This is a genomic window from Streptomyces virginiae, from assembly GCF_041432505.1.
Classification (GTDB): Bacteria; Actinomycetota; Actinomycetes; order Streptomycetales; family Streptomycetaceae; genus Streptomyces; species Streptomyces virginiae_A.
Window position 1 is genome coordinate 8,269,166 of record NZ_CP107871.1, and the last position, 15,887, is coordinate 8,285,052.

The window sequence follows — 15,887 nt, forward strand, 5'->3', positions numbered from 1 at the left end:
CGCGTCTGCAATTAATGTGGACGCATGCAATCGGCGACCGCAATCAGCGGAACCCGGTCGTGACCGGCCCACATCCCGCCGTCGCCGCCGTTGCACCGCGCACCACCCCCTCCCCTGAAGGACACCTCCCCCATGCCTCTCGCACTCCTCGCCCTCGCCGTCGGGGCCTTCGGGATCGGCACCACCGAATTCGTGATCATGGGCCTGCTCCCCGAGGTCGCCGGCACGTACGGCGTCTCGATCCCCACCGCGGGCTTCCTGGTCACCGGCTACGCCCTCGGCGTCGTCCTCGGCGCACCCCTCATGACCGTGCTCGGCACCCGCATTCCCCGCAAGCGCATGCTGATGCTGCTCATGGGCCTCTTCATCGCGGGCAACGTGCTCTCCGCCCTCGCCCCCGCCTTCGGCGTCATGCTCGCCGGCCGCGTCGTCGCCTCGCTCGCCCACGGCGCCTTCTTCGGCATCGGCGCGGTCGTCGCCGCCGAGCTCGTCGCCCCCGAGAAGAAGGCCGGCGCGATCGCCATGATGTTCACCGGACTGACGGTCGCCAACGTCGTCGGCGTCCCGCTCGGCACCTTCGTCGGCCAGACCCTCGGCTGGCGCGTCACCTTCCTGATCGTCGCCGCGCTCGGTGTCGCCGGTCTGCTCGGCATCGCGCGGCTGGTGCCCGACCTGCCCCGGCCCGAGGGCGGGGTACGGATCCGCAGTGAGCTCGCCGCGTTCCGCAACGTCCAGGTGCTGCTCGCGATGGCGATGACCGTCCTCGGTTTCGGCGGTGTCTTCGCCGCGATCACCTACGTGACCCCGATGATGACGAACGTCGCGGGCTTCGCCGACACCTCCGTCACCTGGCTCCTGGTCCTCTTCGGCCTCGGCATGGTCGCCGGCAACCTCATCGGCGGACGGTACGCCGACCGCGCGCTGATGCCGATGCTGTACGTGGCCCTGGGCGCCCTCGCCGTCACCCTCGCCGTCTTCACCCTGACCGCCCACACCAAGGTCGGCGCGGCCGTCACCCTCGTGCTGATCGGCGCCCTCGGCTTCGCCACCGTGCCCCCGCTCCAGAAGCGCGTCCTGGACCAGGCCGCCGGGGCGCCCACCCTGGCCTCGGCCGTCAACATCGGCGCCTTCAACCTGGGCAACGCGCTCGCCGCCTGGCTCGGCGGCCTGGTGATCGCCGCCGGCCTCGGCTGGACCGCCCCCAACTGGGTCGGCGCCGCCCTGGCCGCCTCCGCCCTGCTGCTCGCCCTCGTCTCCGGCGCACTGGAACGCCGTACGACGCGCCGCTCGGCCCGCGGCGAGCGGGGCACGGTCGTGGCGGCCGGCGCCCCCGGAACGACCGCGGCCGTCCCCGCCCACCACTGATCCCCCCCCGCGTACGCACGCACCCCCCGCCCGCAAGGAGAGACCCGCATGTCCACCGCCACCCGTACCGCCGTCGCCCCCCTGACCACCGAGGACGCCGAGCTGCTCGTCGCGACCGCCGCGGCCGCCGCCGAAGCGGCCGGGGCCACGGTCAGCGTCACCGTCCTCGACGCCGGCGGGCACCTGCTCGCCTTCCGCCGCGACGACCGCGCCGTGCTGATCTCCGGCGAGACCAGCACCCGCAAGGCCTACACCGCGCTCCAGCTGAACGCGCCCACCGCCGACCTCGTCGAAGCCGTCCGGCCCGACGGTCCCTTCCACACCCTGCCCACGGCCCTCGACCGGCCGCTGCTGTTCATCGCGGGCGGGCTGCCCGTCCACCGCGACGGCCGCCTCATCGGCGCCGTCGGCGTCGGCGGCGGCGCCCCCGAGCAGGACCACGGCTTCGCCGTCGCCGCGCGGGACGCCCTGATCTGAGCCCGCCGGGTCGCGCGCCCGGGTCCCCCGTGCCACGTTGGTACGGGGGACACGCACCCATCATGAGCACACAGAGGCGACACCGGAGGGTCCACACCATCGCGACGGCCACGGTCGCCGCGCTGGTCACCCTTGCCCTCCCGGGCTGCACGGCCGCCTCCGACGAGGCGCCCGCGGCCCCCAGCGCCCCGGGTTCCTCCACGACGGCGGCGCGCCCGGCCGAGGCCGCCCCCACGCCCACGCCGACCCCGTCCTACCCGCTGTCCACCGCCCCGCGGACCATTCCGGCGGTGCGGGAGCACGTACCCGCCCGCGGCCCCGGCTGGAAGCCCACCCCGGACGCCCGCGTGGTGGTCGCCCCGGACGACACCGCCGCCCTGTCCGACGAGGCCCAACTGTTGGCCGGTGAACTGAACATCGGCTACGGCAAATCGGCCGCGCCGCGCGCCGGGGACGTGGAGCTCTCGCTGGACGCGGGGGCCGCGGGAGGGCCCGAGTCGTACACCCTCGACGTCAAGGACGGCCGCGTCCGCATCAACGGCCCCGACCAGGCCGGGGTCTTCTACGGCACCCGGACCCTCAAGCAGGCGGTCAAGAGCGCCGGCTCGGCCCCTGAGGGCACCGTGCGCGACGCCCCCGCCAAACCGCAGCGCGGCCTCAACCTCGACATCGCCCGCAAGTTCTACTCCCCGGACTGGATCGAGGACCGGCTCCGCGAGATGGCCGACCTCAAGCTCAACCAGCTCGGCCTGCACTTCTCCGACGACCAGGCCTTCCGGATCCAGTCCGACACGCACCCCGAGATCGTCTCCACCCCGCACCTCACCAAGGCCCAGGTCCGCGAGATCAACGCGCTCGCCGCCCGGCTGCACATCACCGTGGTCCCCGAGATCGACTCGCCCGGTCACCTCGGCGCGGTCCTGCGCGCCCACCCCGACCTGCAGCTGCGCGACACCCAGGGGCGGGCGGTCAAGGGCGCCGTGGACATATCGAACCCGGCGTCCGCCAAGCTCGTGGACGAGCTGCTGCGCGAGTACATACCGCTCTTCCCGGGCGGAGCCTGGCATCTGGGCGCCGACGAGTACCAGGCGCTGGTCTACCGCGACCCGCAGGCCTCCTTCCCCCAGCTCGCCCGCGCCGCCCAGCAGCGGTACGGGCCCTCCGCGCGGGTCCAGGACCTGGCGACGGGCTGGCTGAACGACCGCGCCGCCGTGGTCCGGCCGTCGGGGAAGGCCCTCAAGGCATGGAACGACGGGTTCTTCGCGGGCGGCGTGACGAGCGCCGCGAAGGACATCCAGGTCGAGTACTGGACGGGCAAGGAGAACGGCGCCCGGCCGCCGCTGGAGTACCTGCGCGAGGGCCGCAAGCTCGTCAACCTCAACGACGAGTACCTCTACTACGTACTGGGCCAGCCCAACCAGTTCACGTACCCCACCGGGCAGCGGATCTACGAGCAGTGGACCCCGCTCGTCCTGCGCGGCACGACCCCCGTCCCGGCCTCGTACGGGCCGCAGATCCTGGGCGGGCGTCTCGCCATCTGGAGCGACCTCGCCGGCGCCCAGACCCAGGCCCAGGTGGCCGCGGGCATCCAGGCTCCGCTGGCCGCGCTCTCCCAGAAGGTGTGGGACGCGCGTACCCCCCAGCTGCCGTGGGCCGACTTCAAGGCCCTCGCCGACCGGCTCTGACCCGGCCGGTCCGCCCCGCCCCCGACGCGCGCCGCACGTCGGTCACAGCTGCTCCGTACGCTCCGTACGGTCGACGCGCTGCCGGCGGCGCCGCAGCCACTGGCCGACCAGCGGCAGGGCGAGGATCACCGCCGACGTCCAGACCGCGGCGAAGACCCAGATCAGAAGCCGGGAGACGGTGACCGAGGCCGCCACGAACAGCACCGCCGCCACCGCACCGAGCAGCCAGGCTGCCACGGTGCGCTGACGACGGTGCGACGTGGACCGCAGGATCCGGTCGAGGGAACGATCACCCTTGAGTTCGGCCTCGATCGCGGAGAGGGCGCGCTGCTCGCGATCGGAGAGTCCGGCTCCGTCCATCACGACGTACCTCCGCCGGCTGCTGCCGTCGGGCGCGGGTCGCAGCCTCTGGCCTGGGAATACCCTGCCTGACGCGGCCCAACCCCCGGAGGACGTCGTGACCGGGGGCTCCGGTCACCAGATGGAGTCGACCCACTCCGGGTGGTCGATGAACGGGTTGCGGTTGTGCTGGTACCGGTCGAATATGACCTGGTTCCGGCGCTGCTCGAAGGCGTCCGGCGGGTCCATCTGGTTCCACTGCTTCAGCAGGCTGATCCGGCCCATCGCGGGCGCCGAACCATTGTTGACCTTGTCGTTCGGCTCCAGGTTCGCGAAGCCGTCGTCCCCGTCGTAGCGGACGGCCATGTACAGCAGCATCCGTGCCACGTCGCCCTTGACCGCGTCGCGCGGCTCGAAGGAGTCGGCGTCGGTCAGGCTGCCCGGTGCCTCGCCGACGGGGCTGCCGCCCTTGTCGAAGTCCTTGTTGCCCCGGGTGCTGTTGACCGTGACGTCCTCGGGGCGCAGGTGGTGCAGGTCCGTGCCCGGGCCGGTGGCGGTGCCGAAGTCGCCGTGGCTCTTGGCCCAGACGTGCTCGCGGTTCCAGTCGTTGGCCCCGCCGCCGTTCGTCGCCTTGGACTGGGAGCGGCCGGAGTAGAGCAGGATGACGTTGGCGGAGTTGGCCGGGTCCTGGTCGGTCACCTTCAGGGCGTTCCACACGCCGTCGTAGGTCACCTTGGACTGGGCTTTGATGATGTCGTGCAGGGCACTCTTCAGCGCGGGCCCGGTCTTGCCCTGGGCGTTCGCGTAGTAGTCCGCGTACGGGTCCGTCGTGGCGGCCGTCGGGTTCCCGGCGGTGGTGGTGCCCTGCTGGCCGGCGGACGCGGCCGCCGGTATGCCGATCAGGGTGGCGGCGGCGAGGGCGGCCGCCCAGGGGGTCATGCGCGAGATCTTCATCAGGTGGGGGGTACCTCTCCCTACGCACCGTCCCCGCCCGGGGAATTGGCGGAGTGTCAGTGGCACAGCGAGGGTCACATTGTCATGTGCCGAACAGGTGAAAACCACGTGTCGGTAGTGGGGGACCTTGGTGTGTGCCGACCGTCCGCCGCGGGCAGGGTAGCGGTGGCCCCGGGGCGGGGCCGCACCGACCCTGACCAGCCCTCTCGGGAGCAGCCCATGGCAGTGAAGATCCTCATCGTGACCGGCGACGCCGCCGAATCGCTGGAGGTCCTGTATCCGTACCAGCGCCTGCGCGAGGAGGGCTACGAGGTTCACATCGCGGCGCCGCAGGTGAAGAAACTGCGGTTCGTGGTCCACGACTTCGAGGAGGGCTTCGACACCTACACCGAGAAGCCCGGCTACACCTGGCCCGCCGACCTGGCCTTCGTGGACGTGGTCACCGAGGACTACGCGGCCCTGGTCGTCCCCGGCGGCCGGGCACCCGAGTACCTGCGCAACGACCCCGAGGTGCGCCGGATCCTGGCCGCCTTCGCGGAAGCCGACAAGCCGATCGCCCAGATCTGCCACGGCCCGCTCATCACGGCCGCGGCCGGAGGCCTGACCGGCCGGCGGGTGACCGCGTACCCGGCGCTGGAACTGGACATGAAGGCGGCCGGGGCCGAGTTCGAGGACGCCGAGACGGTGGTCGACGGCACCCTGGTCTCGGCCCGGGCCTGGCCGGACCACTCGCGCTGGATGCGGGAGTTCCTGACCGTGCTGCGCGGCAAGGCCCCGGTGGTCTGAGCGGGGGCACGGATCACACGGACGGCCGTGACCCCCTGCGAGGGGGTCACGGCCGTCGGGTCGTGAAGGCGGCGCCGATCTCGGGCCGGACGCGAACGCGCCGACGATCCCCGGGGGACGCCGGCCGCCTCGACGGGCGTCAGCTCACGGGGTTGATCGCCGGAGCCGGCTCGTACTTGTAGTTCGCGCCGAAGTTCTTCTTCACGGCCGCCTCCCAGGAGCCGTCCGCGACCATCTTCTTCAGCGCGTCGTTGATCTTGCGCTGGAGTTCCTTGTTGCCCTTCTTGACCCCGATGCCGTAGTTCTCGTTGCTCAGGCTCGTGCCGAGCAGCTTGAACTTGCCCTCGTTGCCCTTACGGGCGGCGTACCCGGCCAGGATGGAGTTGTCGGTGGTCATGGCGTCGACCCGGCTCTCCTGGAGCGCGACGACGCAGTCCGCGTAGCCGCTCATCTCCAGCAGGCCCGCCTTGGGGGCGAGGTTCTTGCGCAGGTTCTCGGCCGAGGTGGAGCCGCTGACCGAGCACAGGCTCTTCGAATTGAGGTCCTCGGCCTTGGCGATCGAACCGTCGTTGGCGCGGGTCATCAGGTCCTGGTGCGCGACGAAATACGGGCCGGCGAAGTCGACCTTCTCCTTGCGCTTCTCGTTGATCGAATAGCTCGCGACGACGAACTTGACCTCGTTGTACTGGATCAGCAGTTCGCGGTCGTTGCTGTAGACCTGCTTGAATTCGATCTTGTTCGGCTTGTAGCCGAGTTCCTTGGCGACGTATGTCGCGACATCGACGTCGAATCCGGTGAAGGTGCCGTCGGTTTCCCGCATGCCTATGCCAGGCTGGTCGAACTTGATGCCGATGGAGAGGGTCTCGTCTCCCTGGTCCCCATCGTCGAAGACGCACCCGGAGGCGGTCAGGGCGATCGCGATCACTGCGGCGACCGCACCGGCCTGGGGAACCTTCATGCTGAACTCTTTCCTGGGGAACGCGGGACGCGTCACCGGGATCGCCGGGGGCGTGTGAAACCGCGCGAATGTGGGGACGTGGGGACGCGTGTACGAGGAAGCTAGGAAGCGGACGGGCTCACCGTCACTAGATTTGAGGAAAACTTGAGGATAACGATCCGGTTCAGCCGCAGATCATGCGGTGGCCCCGGGGCGTAGCGGGAGAAAAGGGCGGCCCAAGAACGCCCGTGGCGCGACGGGATGGAAATACGCCGCTAAGGGATGAAGGGCGCACATCGGGTTTGTCCCTATTTCGCCGCTGCGGAATTCGGTACGTACGGTCCATCCGGGCCGAGGTGATCGAATCGGCCGAAATGGCCGGAAGCGTACGATCGTTCGGGCCGGGCCGGGGGGTCGTGGGATCATGGGCGGGCAATGCCTGTGAACGAAGGGGGAGTTCGGTGAGCGGTGTACGCAAGGGACTGGCCAAGGTGGAGTTCGCGCTGCGGTGGGACCCCAGCCCGACGGGCACACCCGCGAACGACCTCGACATCGTCGCCGCCGTCTTCGGCGCCGAGGACCTCCACGGTTCGCCGGTCCAGCTGGTGCACTTCGGCAGCCGGTCGCCCGACGGAACCATCACCTTGAACCGGGACAGTCACACCGGCCAGGGCTTCGGCTTCGACGAGGTGATGACCATCGAGCTGAACCGGATGGCGCCGGAGTCGAGCCGGGTGGTGGTGGGCGTCGTCATCCAGAACGCCGAAGCCGGCGCGACCGGCCGGACGAAGAGCTTCGCCGACATCGGCGGCACCGGGTACCGGATCCGCGAGGGCCACGCCGACCTCGCCCAGGGTGACTTCACGGCCGTGGCCTCCGCCACCGCTGCCACCGTCGCCGAGTTCACCCGCGACGCCTCGGGCGCCTGGTCCTTCGACCTGCGGCTGCACGGTTTCGAGGCCGACCCGGAGGTGTTCGCGCGGACCATGGGCGCGCCCCGCTGAGGCCGGCCGCCGGGCCCGGCGCGGAGCCGCACGGATCGGGCGGCGACCACTCCTGGGGTGAGTGGTCGCCGCCCGATCCGGGTGGCGCGCTGCCGCCGTCCCCACGAGGCAGCGCGGGCAGGTCGCCGTCAGGTCATCAGGACGGCGGCCCGCCGGTTCAGGGGGCCTGGTCGGCCGGGGGTCCGGTGGGGCCGGGAGGGGTGAGACCCAGGGACGGGAGCAGTACGGCGTCGACGAACCGGACCAGGTAGTCGGCGTCCGCGTACCGCCCCTCCAGCACCGGCCGGATGCGGAGCACGCCCATCAGCTGGGCGGGCAGGAACTCCACGGCCGGATGGTCCGCGTCGATCTCGCCGCGCGCCACGGCCCGTCCGACCATCTCGTCGAACGCTGCCAGTTCCGGCTCGACCAGCGCCTCGCGCAGGGCGGCCTGGAGTTCCTCGTCACTGAGCACGGCGTGCCCGAGGGCCTGTGTCAGGCGGGTGTCCCTGCCGGAGGTGCCGGCCGCGATCTTGGCGGCTTCCCGGAGATCGCCCGCCAGTGAGCCGGTGTCCACGGCGACGAGGGTGCCGCGGCGGCCCGCGCGCAGGGCGGCGGCGACGAGCTGGGGCTTGGTCTTCCACTGCCGGTAGAGCGTGGACTTTCCGCAGCTGGCCCGGGCGGCGACGCCCTCCATGGTCAGGGCCTCGTAGCCGTGCTCGCGCAGCTGCTCCAGGACGGCGTCGTAGAACTCCTGCTCACGCTCCGGGGTGATCTTGGAGCGGCGCGCGGGGGACGGCGTCGTCGTCATGGATGCGGCTCTCCTCTGGGGGCGCCTCGGCGGCAGGTTCCACTACGGAAGTGTACGGGAACGCGACCGTATCGGTACACCAGCGTATCGATACGCCAATGTATCGATACACTGGCGTGTCGCTGTGCGCGTAAACAGGAAGAGAGACCGGGGGATGAGCTCCCACACCACACCTGCCGAGCCGGCAGCCGGACCGAGAGCCGCGCGCCGCCGCCTCATACGCGAGCTGCTGCTCGTCGCGGGATTCTTCACCGTCTACAAGGCGGGCCGGCTGCTCTCGACCGACCGCACCGAGGACGCCTTCCGCAACGCGGCGCGCATCTGGGACGCCGAGCGTTTCCTGCACCTGCCCGGCGAGGGCGCGATACAGCGGGTGCTGCTGCACGGGGACGCCCTCGTCACCACCGCGAACACCTACTACGCCGGCGTCCACTTCCCGGCGACCGCGCTCTTCCTGATCTGGCTCTACATCCGCCGCCCCGCCCATTACCTGTGGACGCGCCGCGTACTCGCCGGACTCACCGGAGCCGCCCTCGCCCTCCACCTGGCCTTCCCGCTCGCGCCCCCGCGCCTGCTCGACGCCGCGGCGCTCATCGACACCGCCCAGGTCTACGGCCCCTCCGTGTACAAGGCCGCACCGGCCGAGGACACCCTGGCGAACCAGTTCGCCGCCATGCCATCGCTGCACTTCGGCTGGGCGCTGATGCTCGCGCTCGGCATGATCGCCGCCACCTCCTCGCGGTGGCGCTTCCTGTGGCTGCTCCACCCGCTGCTGACCCTGCTGGTGATAGTCGGCACCGCCAACCACTACTGGCTCGACGCCGTCGTGGCCGCCGTCCTCCTCTGGGCGGCCCTGCTGCTCGTCCCGAAGCCGCGCCCGAGCGAGCCGGACCGGGACCCGGGCGGCCCGGACCCGGGATCGACCGCGGAGCCGGTCCAGGACACCCCCGTACGAGGCCTGCCGCGCCCGCGGAGCGCGGACGCGGCCGTAGGAGCCGGACAATGAACGACACCGCCCTCGCCGTCGGGCTCTGCCTCGCGTCGGCCGTGGCCTACGCGGCCGCCGCCGTCGCCCAGGAGCGGCTCGCCCGGGCCGCCGTCGCGCGCAGCGCCAAAGCTCTGCTGGGCTCCGGCGCCTGGTGGTGGTCGGCCGGGCTGAACGCCGCCGCCGCGCTCCTGCACGCGGCGGCCCTGCGGTACGGCCCCCTCACCCTGGTGCAGCCCCTCGGAGCGCTCACCCTGGTGGCCGCCGTCCCGCTGGGGGCGCGCAGGGCCGGCCGTCGCGTGGCGGCCACCGAATGGCGCGGCACCCTGGCCACCGTCGCCGGGCTCGGCCTGCTGCTGCTCCCGGCCTCCGGGCCGGCTCCCGACGACACCCTCACGCTGATCGAGGCGCTGGCCGTCTCCGGCGCGACCCTCGCCGTGATCCTCATGCTGACCGCCGACAAGGACCCGCGCTCGGGCCTGCGCCACGCGACCGCCTCCGGGCTGGCCTCCGCGGCGGCCTCGGCCCTGACCCAGACGGTGGCCGTGGCGGCCGGTCGCGGCGGAGCCCTGCTCAGCGTCCGGGTCGTCGCGGTGGCCCTGCTCGTCGTCGTCTTCGCGGTCGGCGGGATGCTGCTGTCCCAGCGGGCCTACCGCGGCGGACTCGGCGCCCCGCTGGCCGTGGTGAACCTGGCCAACCCGCTGGCCGCGGCCGTCATCGGCATGGTCCTGCTCGGCGAACGGCTGCAAGGCGGAGTGCCGGGCCTGTTGTTGGCCGGAGCCGGAGCCTTCCTCGCCGCGCGCGGAGTGCTCCTGCTCACGCGGACGCCCTCCGCCGGGCCGGGTCCTGGCACCGGCCACCTCCCGGGCGCGGAGCTTCCCGTGCAGGTCGGCCGCGTGGCGGTCTGATCGTCGGAGAACCGATCCACGCCCGCGCGCGTCCTCCTGGGAGAACACCTGAACGACCGGACGACCGAAGCGGAGTGACTGGACATGGGGATCGTCAGCTGGATCATCCTGGGACTGCTGGCCGGGGGCATCGCCAAGGTCCTGCTGCCCGGCCGGGACCCCGGTGGCCTGATCGGGACCACCCTCATCGGCGTCGCCGGCGCCTTCATCGGCGGCTGGCTGTCGGCGAAGGTCCTGGACAAGCCCATCCAGACCGAGTTCTTCGACCTCGCCACCTGGGGCTCCGCCATCGCGGGCTCGCTGGTCCTGCTGATCGGCTACCGCATCCTCTTCGGCAACTCCCGGGACTGACCCGGCCCCGAGCGATCCGGCCCCGCGAACGCGGGGCCGCCCGTCGGATTCCGGCCGATGTCCGACGCGGGCCCCGGCACCGGTGAACCGCCCCGCCGCGCCGCATGTTCGGCCGATTACGCTGGCCGCACCACCGCGACGTACGAGCACGAGCAGCGAGGAAACCGGTAGCCAGATGAGTGTCACCCCCGTCCCCACAGCCGACCTGTACGACGAGTACGGCGAGTCCCTGGCCATCTGCGCCACCGGGTTCCGCCAGTTCGGCGGCCGCCGGCTCTTCGCCGGACCCGTACGGACCGTCCGCTGCCACGAGGACAACGCGCTGCTGCGCACCCTCCTCCACACGCCGGGCGAGGGCGCGGTCCTCGTCGTGGACGGCGGCGGCTCGCCGCGTACCGCCCTCGTCGGCGACCTCATCGCGGGCGCGGCCGAGGCCAACGGCTGGGCCGGCCTGATCATCAACGGTTCGGTCCGCGACAGCGTCGCCCTCGGCGGCCTCGACCTCGGCGTCAAGGCGCTCGGCACGGTCCCCCGCAAGAGCGGCAAGAGCGGCGACGGCGCGATCGACGAGCCCGTCACCATCGGCGACATCACCTTCCGCGCCGGCGACATCGTCCACGCCGACGACGACGGCGTGGTCGTCCTGCCCCGCTGACGTCCGCGCGCGAGCCGACCGGCGGTTCGGAACCGGCCAGGGCCGGAGCACCGGCCCTGGCCCGGCCCCGGCCGGCCGGGTTTCACTGCGGGCCCATGAGACGACGACACCGGATCACCGGCCTCCTCGGCGCGATCGCGCTGACCGCCGCCACCCTGGCCGCCGCGGGACCCGCGTCCGCCGCCGGAACCCCGGTCGCGGACCCGCCGCCCGCCGAGTTCGGCACCGACTGGCACGACCCGATCACCGCGGCCCCGCCCGTCGCCCGACCCGCCACCCGCTCCTGCCGGGTGACCCTCGCGGAGGCGCAGTTCCGCGACTTCACGCCCTACCGGGGCAGCTACACACCGCCCTCGGCCTGCGGCACGACCGGCTGGGCCAAGGTGGTCCTACGCCTCGACGGCAAGGTCAAGGGCCGCCAGTACGACCGCCTCGGCCACCTCTCCCTCGGCGGGGTCGAGATCCTGCGCACCTCCACCCCGCAACCCTCGCCCGACGGCATCACCTGGTCCGTCGAGAAGGACGTCACCCGCTACCGCGACACCCTCGCCCGCCCGCAACCCGTCGAGATGCTCATCGGCAACGTCGTCGACGACACCTACACCGGTGTCATCGACGTCAAGGTGACCCTGACCTTCTACGCCGCCGACGACCGCGACCGGGCCCCCGACACCCCCGACCGCGTCCTGCCCCTCACCACCCCCTCGGTCACCACCCCCCGCAACACGGAGCGCCTCCTCGCCGAGGTGTACGCCACCGGCTCGGGCGGCGGCTGCGAGGAGTACTGGTACATGACCACCCCGGACGCCGCCCCGTACTCCTGCAAGGCCGCCGACGGCCCCTACCGCGAGGTCCGCGTCTCGGTCGACGGACAACTCGCGGGCATCGCCGCGCCCTTCCCCACCGTCTGGACCGGAGGCTGGTCCAACCCCTTCCTCTGGTACGTCACCCCCGGCCCGCGCGCCTTCGACGTCCAGCCGATCCGCTACGACCTCACCCCCTACGCCGCGCTCCTCAACGACGGCCGCCCGCACCGGATCGAGGTCTCCGTCGCCGGGGTCCCCGCCGGACAGAGCGGCTGGAGCACCCCCACCAACCTGCTGCTCTGGCAGGACGAGGGCCGGGAGATCGTCACCGGCGCCCTGACCCGGCACGAGGGGAGCGATCCGACCGGCCACTCCCGCTGGACCCCCGCCGCCCCCGGCGCGCAACACCGCCTGGACACCGAGGGCGGCCACCGGCTGACCGTCGCCGGACACCTGAACACCTCCCACGGCCGGGTGGCCACCACCGTCACACGCGCCGTGCGGAACACCTCCGTGCACCGCTGGACCGACGGCGAGAACCAGGACGCGCTCACCGCCACCTGGACCGACGAGGAGAGCGTGACGCACGGACCCACCACCACCCGGACCACCCGCACCTACACGATGGACGGCGAGACCACCCTCGGCGCCGGCGACCGGCTGCGCACCGTCCTCTCGCTCGGCGACCGCGCCGACACCGTCACCCGGCGCGGCGGGCGGACCGTCGACAGCTCCCGGCTCGACGACCGGTACACCGGCGACGCCACCTACACCGCGAACGTCCCGCGCGACCAGCGGCACGCGGTCGCCACCACCACCTCCCGCTACCGGTTATACGGGTCCGCCGCACCCGGCGGCTGTTACGACCGAACGGTGGCCACCGTCCAGGGCACGCTCACGGTGGACCGCCGACACTGCTGAGCCGGCCGCCCCTTACGATGAGCGGCCATGGATACGAGTGAGGCCGGCAGACAGCTGATCGACGGCCGTTTCGAGCTGGTCGCACCCCTGGGCAGCGGGGGCATGGGTACGGTGTGGCGCGCCCGCGACATCGCCCTGCACCGCGAGGTCGCGCTCAAGGAGGTGCGCCCGCCGGACCCGGCGACCGCCGCCGCCCAGCCCGGTCTCGCGGATCAGATGCGCGAACGGGCCGTCCGCGAGGCCCGCGCCCTCGCCCGCCTCGCCCACCCCCACGTCGTGACGATCCACCACATCGTCGAGCCCGCGCAGGGCACCGACGGACACCCGTGGATCGTCATGGAGATGGTCCGGGGCGGCTCCCTGCACGACCGCCTGGAGTCCGGCCCCATGCCGCCCGCCGAGGTGGTACGGCTCGGCCTCGACGTGCTCTCCGCGCTGCGCGCCGCGCACGCCGAAGGCGTGCTCCACCGCGACGTGAAGCCCGCCAACGTGCTGCTGCGGCCCAGCGGGTCGGCGGTGCTCACCGACTTCGGCATCGCCGCCCTCCACGATTCGACCGGACTCACCTCCACCGGGGTGCTGATCGGCTCGCCCGAGTACATCGCGCCCGAACGCGTCCGCGGGGAGGAGGGGCTGGCCGCCTCCGATCTGTGGTCGCTCGGCATGCTGCTCTACGTGGCCGCCGAGGGCGTCCACCCGCTGCGCCGGGCCACCAGCCTGGCCACGGTCGTCGCCGTGCTCGACGAGCCGATCCCGGCGCCCGTGCGCTCCGGCCCGCTGGCGCCCGTACTGGAACGGCTGCTCGTACGGGACCCGGCCGCGCGGCCCGACGGGGCCCAGCTGGAACAACTGCTCCGGGACGCGAGCGCCGCTCTCGGATCCGGACACGCGGCGGTCGTGGCGCCGGTCGCCGCCGCGCCGGCCGTCTCCGTCCCGGTCGCGCCTGCCGCGCCCGCCGTCCCGGGTCAGTACGGCCCGTACGGCGGCCCGTACGGCCCGCCCACCCCGCCCCCGTTCGGCCAGGGCGGCTCCCCGTACGGGGCCCCCACCACGCCCGTCCCGCTGACGAACGCACCGCGCAGGCGCCCGGCCCTGATCGGCGCGGCCCTCACGGCGGTGCTGGCGGCCGCGGTCGTCGGGATCGTCCAGTGGATGCCCGACGGGAAGTCCGGCGACGACGACGTGGCCGATTCCCGTGCCACCCGGCCCGCCGTCGCCACCCCGGCCGGCACCCCGGCTTCCACCCCGGGCGCGAAGGCGAGCACGTCCAAGAGCGTCACGGCCCGCGGCAGCATGCTCACCCCGCAGAACATCCGGATCGCGCTGGACGCGCTCAAGGAGAAGACCGGCACCACCACCTTCGTCGACCTCACGGTCTACGAGGGCTACGTCCTCGCGTCGATCCCCACCGCCCCCGGCGCCGACACCGTCGACGCCTGGCAGTACCGCGACGGCGCCGCCCGGCGCACGGGCCCGGACGGCACGGTGGAGGAGGGTGAGCCGCTCATCGACATGGCGGCCGTCAACTGGGACGCGGTGCCGGGCCTGCTGGAGCAGTCGAAGAAGGAGTTCGGCGTCGAGAAGCCGACCTCGACCTATGTGATCATCGACCCCTGGATGATGGATCAGGTCCCCTGCATGCGGCCCTACGTCACCGACGAGTACGGTCGTGGCGGCTATCTGCTCGCGGGCATCGACGGCAAGGTCAAGAAGGCCACCAAGTTCTGACCCGCCGGCCCCGACCCGGAACAGGCCGCGGGCCGGCGGCGGTTCGTCGACGCCGCCCTGCGCCGGCACATCGGATACGGCCCGGCGGCGCCCCTGCGGATCCTCGTCCGCGCCGCCCGGCGTCGTCCGGTGTGAACCGGCGCGGGGAGATTCCTAGTAGGGCCCGTTGACGTTGTCGATCGAGCCGTAGCGCGCGGCCGCGTAGTTGCAGGCGGCGGTGATGTTGGCGACCGGGTCGTAGGAGTTCTGCGAGGTGCCGGGCACGTGGTAGGCGCGGAAGGTCGGGTCGATGACCTGGAGCAGCCCCTTGGACGGGATTCCGTTGCGGGCGTTGATGTCCCAGTTGTTGATCGCCAGCGGATTGCCCGAGGACTCGCGCATCACATTGCGGTGAATTCCGTTGTAGGAACCGGGAATGCCGTGCTTCGCCATGACGTCGAGCGACTCGCGGATCCACCCGTCGAGATTGTTCGCGTAGGTGGTGGCGGGCTTGGCCGCGGGCTTCGCGGCGGGCGCGGCCGCGGGCGTGAGGGTGGTCCGGGCGGCGGACCGGCTCGCACGCTCGGTCTCCGCCTGGACGCCGAGCTTCAGTTTGATGCCGGGCCGGATGATCGACGGGTCGTCGCCGACGACGCTCCGGTTCGCCGCGTAGAGCTGCTGCCAGCCGCCGCTCAGGGAATGCTTCGCCGCGATCTCCGAAAGGGTGTCGCCCGCGACCACGGAATACGTGGTGGGGGCGGCGGCCGTCTCCACCGCCCCGGCGGAGGTGGCGCTGATCAGCGGGAGAGTGAGGGCCGCGCCACCGGTGCCGGCGAGCGCCAGCTTGCGGGTGATCCGGTAGTGCTTCGGCCGACGGTGCTTACCCTTTGCAGGCATGGCGGAATTCCTCACGTGGGGGGACGGGAGATCCCGGGCGGCGGCCGTATTCGGCAGCTGACCACCAGGAACGAGGTGACCGTAGGCGAGCCCGCCACGCGGGAACAAGACCCGAATTCCACCGATAGATCGACATCTCGCTATCGGCCGGGTAAATGACCTTGAAGGGGTATCGGTGCAAAAGCCGATTCCCTTTCCGGGAAAAGGGAATCGGCTGTTCTGCGGAAATGATGTTGAGGTGTTCGGTGTGGCTCACATCACGGGTCGCCGGCCCGGCGGCCAATACGGGCAAGTCCGCTCTTGGGCACCCTCATTCGGGC

At 72.2% G+C, this 15,887-nt stretch carries 16 protein-coding genes; 11 read left to right on the forward strand and 5 right to left on the reverse strand.

Annotation, left to right across the window (positions count from 1 at the left end; genetic code table 11):
• The first annotated feature begins 132 nt into the window (after nucleotides 1–132).
• The 3 genes from OG624_RS38145 (at nucleotide 133) to OG624_RS38155 (ending at nucleotide 3,527) form a co-directional block, all read left to right on the forward strand.
• The gene (locus OG624_RS38145) at nucleotides 133–1,365 is read left to right on the forward strand and encodes an MFS transporter (protein WP_033216400.1); all 1,233 of its coding nucleotides are present in this window, start codon (nucleotides 133–135) and stop codon (nucleotides 1,363–1,365) included.
• Between the two features lie 48 nt (nucleotides 1,366–1,413).
• Nucleotides 1,414–1,842, forward strand: a complete 429-nt coding sequence (locus OG624_RS38150) for a GlcG/HbpS family heme-binding protein (RefSeq protein ID WP_033216402.1) — start codon at nucleotides 1,414–1,416, stop codon at nucleotides 1,840–1,842.
• A 62-nt stretch (nucleotides 1,843–1,904) separates the two neighbouring features.
• Entirely contained in the window at nucleotides 1,905–3,527 is a 1,623-nt protein-coding gene (locus OG624_RS38155) for a beta-N-acetylhexosaminidase (protein ID WP_266354173.1), read from the forward strand.
• A 42-nt stretch (nucleotides 3,528–3,569) separates the two neighbouring features.
• On the opposite strand, the gene OG624_RS38160 is transcribed toward OG624_RS38155, so the two are convergent.
• Together OG624_RS38160 and OG624_RS38165 are read right to left on the reverse strand one after the other, a co-directional pair.
• On the reverse strand, nucleotides 3,570–3,887 hold the full coding sequence (locus OG624_RS38160; protein ID WP_033216404.1) for a DUF3040 domain-containing protein: 318 nt from the start codon (nucleotides 3,885–3,887) through the stop codon (nucleotides 3,570–3,572).
• A 114-nt stretch (nucleotides 3,888–4,001) separates the two neighbouring features.
• Nucleotides 4,002–4,820: an endonuclease I family protein gene (locus OG624_RS38165; protein WP_371640509.1), complete on the reverse strand. Its 819-nt coding sequence runs from the start codon at nucleotides 4,818–4,820 to the stop codon at nucleotides 4,002–4,004.
• A gap of 219 nt (nucleotides 4,821–5,039) precedes the next feature.
• On the opposite strand from OG624_RS38165, the gene OG624_RS38170 reads away from it, so the two are divergent.
• Nucleotides 5,040–5,606, forward strand: a complete 567-nt coding sequence (locus tag OG624_RS38170) for a DJ-1/PfpI family protein (protein ID WP_033216406.1) — start codon at nucleotides 5,040–5,042, stop codon at nucleotides 5,604–5,606.
• Nucleotides 5,607–5,745: 139 nt separating this feature from the next.
• Here the strand turns inward: OG624_RS38170 and OG624_RS38175 are convergent, their stop codons facing one another.
• On the reverse strand, nucleotides 5,746–6,564 hold the full coding sequence (locus tag OG624_RS38175; RefSeq protein ID WP_033216408.1) for a glutamate ABC transporter substrate-binding protein: 819 nt from the start codon (nucleotides 6,562–6,564) through the stop codon (nucleotides 5,746–5,748).
• A gap of 440 nt (nucleotides 6,565–7,004) precedes the next feature.
• Between OG624_RS38175 and OG624_RS38180 the strand changes: the two genes are divergently transcribed.
• On the forward strand, nucleotides 7,005–7,547 hold the full coding sequence (locus OG624_RS38180) for a TerD family protein (RefSeq protein WP_033216410.1): 543 nt from the start codon (nucleotides 7,005–7,007) through the stop codon (nucleotides 7,545–7,547).
• Nucleotides 7,548–7,704: 157 nt separating this feature from the next.
• On the opposite strand, the gene OG624_RS38185 is transcribed toward OG624_RS38180, so the two are convergent.
• A complete protein-coding gene (locus OG624_RS38185) occupies nucleotides 7,705–8,337 on the reverse strand; it encodes a TetR/AcrR family transcriptional regulator (protein WP_033216412.1) in 633 nt (210 codons plus the stop codon).
• A gap of 154 nt (nucleotides 8,338–8,491) precedes the next feature.
• Between OG624_RS38185 and OG624_RS38190 the strand changes: the two genes are divergently transcribed.
• The 6 genes from OG624_RS38190 to OG624_RS38215 all read left to right on the forward strand — a co-directional run bounded on the left by OG624_RS38190 (nucleotide 8,492) and on the right by OG624_RS38215 (nucleotide 14,691).
• The gene (locus OG624_RS38190) at nucleotides 8,492–9,343 is read left to right on the forward strand and encodes a phosphatase PAP2 family protein (RefSeq protein ID WP_371640510.1); all 852 of its coding nucleotides are present in this window, start codon (nucleotides 8,492–8,494) and stop codon (nucleotides 9,341–9,343) included.
• A complete protein-coding gene (locus tag OG624_RS38195; RefSeq protein WP_266354168.1) occupies nucleotides 9,340–10,230 on the forward strand; it encodes a DMT family transporter in 891 nt (296 codons plus the stop codon). The genes OG624_RS38190 and OG624_RS38195 overlap by 4 nt, the downstream gene beginning before the upstream one ends.
• Nucleotides 10,231–10,314: 84 nt before the next feature.
• The gene (locus tag OG624_RS38200) at nucleotides 10,315–10,581 is read left to right on the forward strand and encodes a GlsB/YeaQ/YmgE family stress response membrane protein (protein ID WP_030390536.1); all 267 of its coding nucleotides are present in this window, start codon (nucleotides 10,315–10,317) and stop codon (nucleotides 10,579–10,581) included.
• Nucleotides 10,582–10,756: 175 nt separating this feature from the next.
• Nucleotides 10,757–11,236, forward strand: a complete 480-nt coding sequence (gene rraA / locus OG624_RS38205; protein WP_371589518.1) for a ribonuclease E activity regulator RraA — start codon at nucleotides 10,757–10,759, stop codon at nucleotides 11,234–11,236.
• 95 nt (nucleotides 11,237–11,331) lie between these two features.
• The gene (locus OG624_RS38210) at nucleotides 11,332–12,963 is read left to right on the forward strand and encodes a peptide-N4-asparagine amidase (protein ID WP_033216419.1); all 1,632 of its coding nucleotides are present in this window, start codon (nucleotides 11,332–11,334) and stop codon (nucleotides 12,961–12,963) included.
• 27 nt (nucleotides 12,964–12,990) lie between these two features.
• A complete protein-coding gene (locus OG624_RS38215) occupies nucleotides 12,991–14,691 on the forward strand; it encodes a serine/threonine-protein kinase (RefSeq protein WP_371640511.1) in 1,701 nt (566 codons plus the stop codon).
• Nucleotides 14,692–14,844: 153 nt separating this feature from the next.
• Here OG624_RS38215 and OG624_RS38220 read toward each other — a convergent pair whose 3' ends face one another.
• Entirely contained in the window at nucleotides 14,845–15,567 is a 723-nt protein-coding gene (locus OG624_RS38220; RefSeq protein WP_161291863.1) for a transglycosylase SLT domain-containing protein, read from the reverse strand.
• Nucleotides 15,568–15,887 lie beyond the last annotated feature (320 nt).

Excerpts from the sequence above, each read along its gene's own strand:
- OG624_RS38155 (WP_266354173.1), top strand. The coding sequence starts at position 1,905 with ATGAGCACACAGAGGCGACACCGGAGGGTCCACACCATCGCGACGGCC.
- OG624_RS38215 (WP_371640511.1), top strand. The coding sequence starts at position 12,991 with ATGGATACGAGTGAGGCCGGCAGACAGCTGATCGACGGCCGTTTCGAG.
- OG624_RS38160 (WP_033216404.1), bottom strand. The coding sequence starts at position 3,887 with ATGGACGGAGCCGGACTCTCCGATCGCGAGCAGCGCGCCCTCTCCGCG.
- OG624_RS38190 (WP_371640510.1), top strand. The coding sequence starts at position 8,492 with ATGAGCTCCCACACCACACCTGCCGAGCCGGCAGCCGGACCGAGAGCC.
- rraA (WP_371589518.1), top strand. The coding sequence starts at position 10,757 with ATGAGTGTCACCCCCGTCCCCACAGCCGACCTGTACGACGAGTACGGC.
- OG624_RS38150 (WP_033216402.1), top strand. The coding sequence starts at position 1,414 with ATGTCCACCGCCACCCGTACCGCCGTCGCCCCCCTGACCACCGAGGAC.
- OG624_RS38220 (WP_161291863.1), bottom strand. The coding sequence starts at position 15,567 with ATGCCTGCAAAGGGTAAGCACCGTCGGCCGAAGCACTACCGGATCACC.
- OG624_RS38175 (WP_033216408.1), bottom strand. The coding sequence starts at position 6,564 with ATGAAGGTTCCCCAGGCCGGTGCGGTCGCCGCAGTGATCGCGATCGCC.
- OG624_RS38170 (WP_033216406.1), top strand. The coding sequence starts at position 5,040 with ATGGCAGTGAAGATCCTCATCGTGACCGGCGACGCCGCCGAATCGCTG.
- OG624_RS38185 (WP_033216412.1), bottom strand. The coding sequence starts at position 8,337 with ATGACGACGACGCCGTCCCCCGCGCGCCGCTCCAAGATCACCCCGGAG.
- OG624_RS38200 (WP_030390536.1), top strand. The coding sequence starts at position 10,315 with ATGGGGATCGTCAGCTGGATCATCCTGGGACTGCTGGCCGGGGGCATC.
- OG624_RS38195 (WP_266354168.1), top strand. The coding sequence starts at position 9,340 with ATGAACGACACCGCCCTCGCCGTCGGGCTCTGCCTCGCGTCGGCCGTG.
- OG624_RS38210 (WP_033216419.1), top strand. The coding sequence starts at position 11,332 with ATGAGACGACGACACCGGATCACCGGCCTCCTCGGCGCGATCGCGCTG.
- OG624_RS38145 (WP_033216400.1), top strand. The coding sequence starts at position 133 with ATGCCTCTCGCACTCCTCGCCCTCGCCGTCGGGGCCTTCGGGATCGGC.
- OG624_RS38165 (WP_371640509.1), bottom strand. The coding sequence starts at position 4,820 with ATGAAGATCTCGCGCATGACCCCCTGGGCGGCCGCCCTCGCCGCCGCC.